The following is a 4,112-nucleotide window of genomic DNA, read 5'->3' on the forward strand; positions in this document are numbered from 1 at the left end:
CCGATGCATCCGTAGCTCAGCTGGATAGAGTACTCGGCTACGAACCGAGCGGTCGGAGGTTCGAATCCTCCCGGATGCACCATATTCTCCGAAATCTTCAGCAATGAAGGTATCGAAGAGGTAGCGGTATTAACCGCAGGCACCAGGGAGGATAACGTTGCTTTAGCAACGGCCCGAAGGGCGAGCCGTAAGGCGAGTAATCCTCCCGGATGCACCATCATTACTTGATATGGCTTTCGTAGCGATATCAATATCAGCAGTAAAATAAATTTTCCCGATGCATCCGTAGCTCAGCTGGATAGAGTACTCGGCTACGAACCGAGCGGTCGGAGGTTCGAATCCTCCCGGATGCACCATCTTCTCCGTATTATCCGCGATTGATGATCCTCATGGTCTGCAATATTGATGTATGCACCAGGGAGGATAACGTTGCGCCAGCAACGGCCCGAAGGGTGAACGCCAGTGAGTCATCCTCCCGGATGCACCATCTTCTCCAACAATTTCCTCCAAAAACATCTCATTTCTAAATAACTATTTTATCCATATCCTGAATAATCTTCCCCTTCGCATCGGCGACAAAATCAAGCAATTACGCTAAAGTAGCGTCATATTTTTCGACTTGCGAGAAGACAATGTACGAGCGTTATGCAGGTTTGATTTTTGATATGGATGGCACAATCCTGGATACAGAACCCACGCACCGTAAAGCGTGGCGTGAAGTATTAGGACGCTACGGTCTTCAGTACGATGTACAGGCCATGATTGCGCTTAATGGCTCGCCCACCTGGCGTATAGCCCAGGCGATTATTGAGCTGAATCAGGCCGATCTCGATCCCCATGCATTAGCCCGCGAGAAAACCGATGCCGTAAGAAGCATGTTGCTCGATAGCGTCGAACCGCTTCCTCTTGTTGAAGTGGTGAAAAGCTGGCACGGTCGTCGCCCAATGGCTGTCGGTACGGGGAGTGAAAGCGCCATCGCTGAGGCGCTGCTAACGCATCTGGGATTACGTCGTTATTTTGACGCGGTTGTCGCTGCCGATCACGTCAAACACCATAAACCTGCACCAGACACGTTTTTGCTGTGTGCGCAGCGTATGGGCGTGCAACCAACACAGTGCGTTGTCTTTGAAGATGCCGATTTTGGCATACAGGCCGCTCGCGCCGCAGGCATGGACGCCGTGGATGTTCGCTTGCTGTGAGTGAGTCGCTGTCGCTCTTCTCGTTGTTTGCCAGTAGTTTTCTCAGCGCTACACTACTACCCGGCAATTCGGAAGTTGTGCTGGTCGCAATGTTACTTTCTGGGGTGAGTCATCCCTGGGTTTTAGTATTAACAGCAACAATGGGTAATAGCCTTGGAGGGTTAACTAACGTTATCCTTGGGCGTTTCTTTCCATTGCGCAAAACATCGCGCTGGCAAGAAAAAGCCATTGGCTGGCTGAAACGCTATGGCGCAGTCACACTCTTATTAAGCTGGATGCCAGTGATTGGCGACTTACTGTGTCTGTTAGCGGGATGGATGCGCATCTCGTGGGGACCAGTAATCTTTTTTTTGTGCCTTGGTAAAGCGTTGCGCTATGTTGCGGTTGCAGCAGCCACCGTTCAGGGCATGATGTGGTGGCACTAATTGTAGGCCTGCACACATGGCTACCATTACAGTTATGCTAATTAAAACGATTTTGACAGGCGGGAGGTCAATTTGATCCCGGACGTATCACAGGCGCTGGCCTGGCTGGAAAAACATCCTCAGGCATTAAAGAGGATACAGCGTGGTCTTGAGCGCGAAACTTTGCGTGTTAACCCAGATGGCACTCTGGCAACAACCGGTCATCCTGAAGCATTAGGTTCCGCACTGACGCATAAATGGATCACCACCGATTTTGCCGAAGCGTTGCTGGAGTTCATTACGCCGGTCGATGGCGATATTGAGCATATGTTGACCTTTATGCGCGATTTGCATCGCTATACCGCGCGTAATATTGGCGATGAGCGGATGTGGCCGTTAAGTATGCCATGTTACATCGCGGAAGGTCAGGATATCGAACTGGCGCAGTATGGAACGTCCAATACAGGGCGCTTTAAAACGCTGTACCGTGAAGGGCTGAAAAATCGCTATGGCGCGCTGATGCAAACCATCTCCGGCGTACACTACAACTTCTCTTTACCAATGGCATTCTGGCAGGCGAAGTGTGGTGATATCTCGGGCGTTGACGCCAAAGAGAAAATCTCTGCGGGCTACTTCCGCGCTATTCGTAACTACTATCGCTTCGGTTGGGTGATCCCGTACCTGTTTGGCGCATCTCCGGCAATTTGTTCTTCTTTCCTGCAAGGTAAACCGACGTCGCTGCCGTTTGAGAAAACCGAGTGCGGCATGTATTACCTGCCGTATGCAACATCGCTACGTTTGAGCGATCTGGGCTATACCAATAAATCGCAAAGTAATCTTGGTATTACCTTTAATGATCTCTACGAGTATGTAGCGGGTCTGAAGCGGGCAATTAAAACGCCGTCGGAAGAGTACGCGACGATTGGTCTTGAGAAAGACGGCAAGCGGCTGCAAATCAACAGCAACGTTCTGCAGATTGAAAACGAGCTGTATGCGCCGATTCGTCCGAAACGCGTTACTCGCAGCGGCGAGTCGCCTTCAGATGCGCTGTTACGCGGCGGCATTGAATATATCGAAGTGCGTTCGCTGGATATCAACCCATTCTCGCCGATTGGTGTTGATGAGCAGCAGGTGCGATTCCTCGACCTGTTTATGGTCTGGTGTGCGCTGGCTGATGCACCGGAAATGAGCAGTAGTGAACTTGCCTGTACACGCGTCAACTGGAACCGGGTGATCCTCGAAGGACGTAAGCCGGGGCTGACACTGGGAATTGGCTGTGAAACTGCGCAATTCCCGTTGCCGCAGGTGGGCAAAGATCTGTTCCGGGATCTGAAACGTGTCGCGCAAACGCTGGACAGCATTAACGGCGGCGAAGCATACCAGAAAGTGTGTGATGAACTGGTGGCCTGCTTTGATAATCCCGATCTGACTTTCTCCGCCCGCATCTTACGGTCTATGATTGATACTGGTATTGGCGGAACCGGGAAAGCGTTTGGTGAGGCTTATCGCAATTTGTTGCGTGAAGAGCCGCTGGAAATTCTGCGTGAAGACGATTTTATTGCCGAGCGCGAAGCGTCTAAACGCCGTCAGCAGGAAATGGAAGCCGCAGACACCGAGTCGTTCAAGGTGTGGCTGGAAAAACACAGCTGATAGAAAAGAAAAAGGCCACTCGTGAGTGGCCAAAATTTCATCTCTGAATTCAGGGATGATGATAACAAATGCGCGTCTTTCATATACTCAGACTCGCCTGGGAACAAAGAGTTCAGAATATTTTAAAAAAAATTACCGGAGGTGGCTAAATGCCGTTGTTAGATAGCTTCACAGTCGATCATACCCGGATGGAAGCGCCTGCAGTTCGGGTGGCGAAAACAATGAACACCCCGCATGGCGACGCAATCACCGTGTTCGATCTGCGTTTCTGCGTGCCGAACAAAGAAGTAATGCCAGAAAAAGGTATCCATACCCTGGAGCATCTGTTTGCTGGTTTTATGCGCAACCATCTTAACGGTAACGGCGTTGAGATTATTGATATCTCGCCAATGGGTTGCCGCACCGGTTTCTATATGAGTCTGATTGGTACGCCAGATGAGCAGCGTGTTGCTGATGCCTGGAAGGCGGCAATGGAAGATGTGCTGAAAGTGAAGGATCAGAATCAGATCCCTGAACTGAATGTCTACCAGTGCGGTACTTACCAGATGCACTCGTTGCAGGAAGCACAGGATATTGCACGTAGCATTCTGGAGCGCGACGTGCGTATCAACAGCAATGAGGAACTGGCGCTGCCGAAAGAGAAGTTGCAGGAACTGCACATCTAGCCCGTTTAAGAAGAAGAAGCCGGGCGGTGATATCACTGTCCGGCTTGCCTGATGTGCTACGCTTATCAGGTTGATGCGGGGAGCGCGCCACCCGTACGTGACGGGCGGCAAAGTGGTATTAAAAGAGATATTTCATGCCCAGCATTCCCTGGGTATCGCTGTAACCGTTGTCCCCCAACTGCTGGGCGACGTTG

4 protein-coding genes and 2 tRNA genes are annotated in these 4,112 nt (G+C 51.0%); all 6 read left to right on the plus strand.

Translation table 11 applies throughout. The features are described 5' to 3' along the window. Positions 1-5: 5 nt before the first annotated feature. Positions 6-82 (plus strand) — tRNA-Arg (locus tag FC814_RS15585). 197 nt (positions 83-279) lie between these two features. After that, positions 280-356, plus strand: a tRNA-Arg gene (locus FC814_RS15590). 276 nt (positions 357-632) lie between these two features. Next, positions 633-1,199 (plus strand): fructose-1-phosphate/6-phosphogluconate phosphatase, encoded by a 567-nt coding sequence (gene yqaB, locus FC814_RS15595; protein ID WP_000273321.1) that lies wholly within the window; start codon positions 633-635, stop codon positions 1,197-1,199. Continuing rightward, on the plus strand, positions 1,196-1,624 hold the full coding sequence (locus FC814_RS15600; protein WP_000004484.1) for a YqaA family protein: 429 nt from the start codon (positions 1,196-1,198) through the stop codon (positions 1,622-1,624). Before yqaB ends, FC814_RS15600 begins: the two co-directional genes overlap by 4 nt. A gap of 72 nt (positions 1,625-1,696) precedes the next feature. Continuing rightward, a complete protein-coding gene (gshA, locus tag FC814_RS15605; RefSeq protein ID WP_137326164.1) occupies positions 1,697-3,253 on the plus strand; it encodes a glutamate--cysteine ligase in 1,557 nt (518 codons plus the stop codon). A 149-nt stretch (positions 3,254-3,402) separates the two neighbouring features. After that, complete coding sequence (gene luxS / locus FC814_RS15610; protein WP_001130204.1) at positions 3,403-3,918, plus strand: S-ribosylhomocysteine lyase; 516 nt, start codon at positions 3,403-3,405, stop codon at positions 3,916-3,918. The last annotated feature ends 194 nt before the right edge of the window (positions 3,919-4,112 follow it).

It is taken from the genome of Escherichia sp. MR, from assembly GCF_005280595.1.
Lineage (GTDB): Bacteria > Pseudomonadota > Gammaproteobacteria > Enterobacterales > Enterobacteriaceae > Escherichia > Escherichia ruysiae.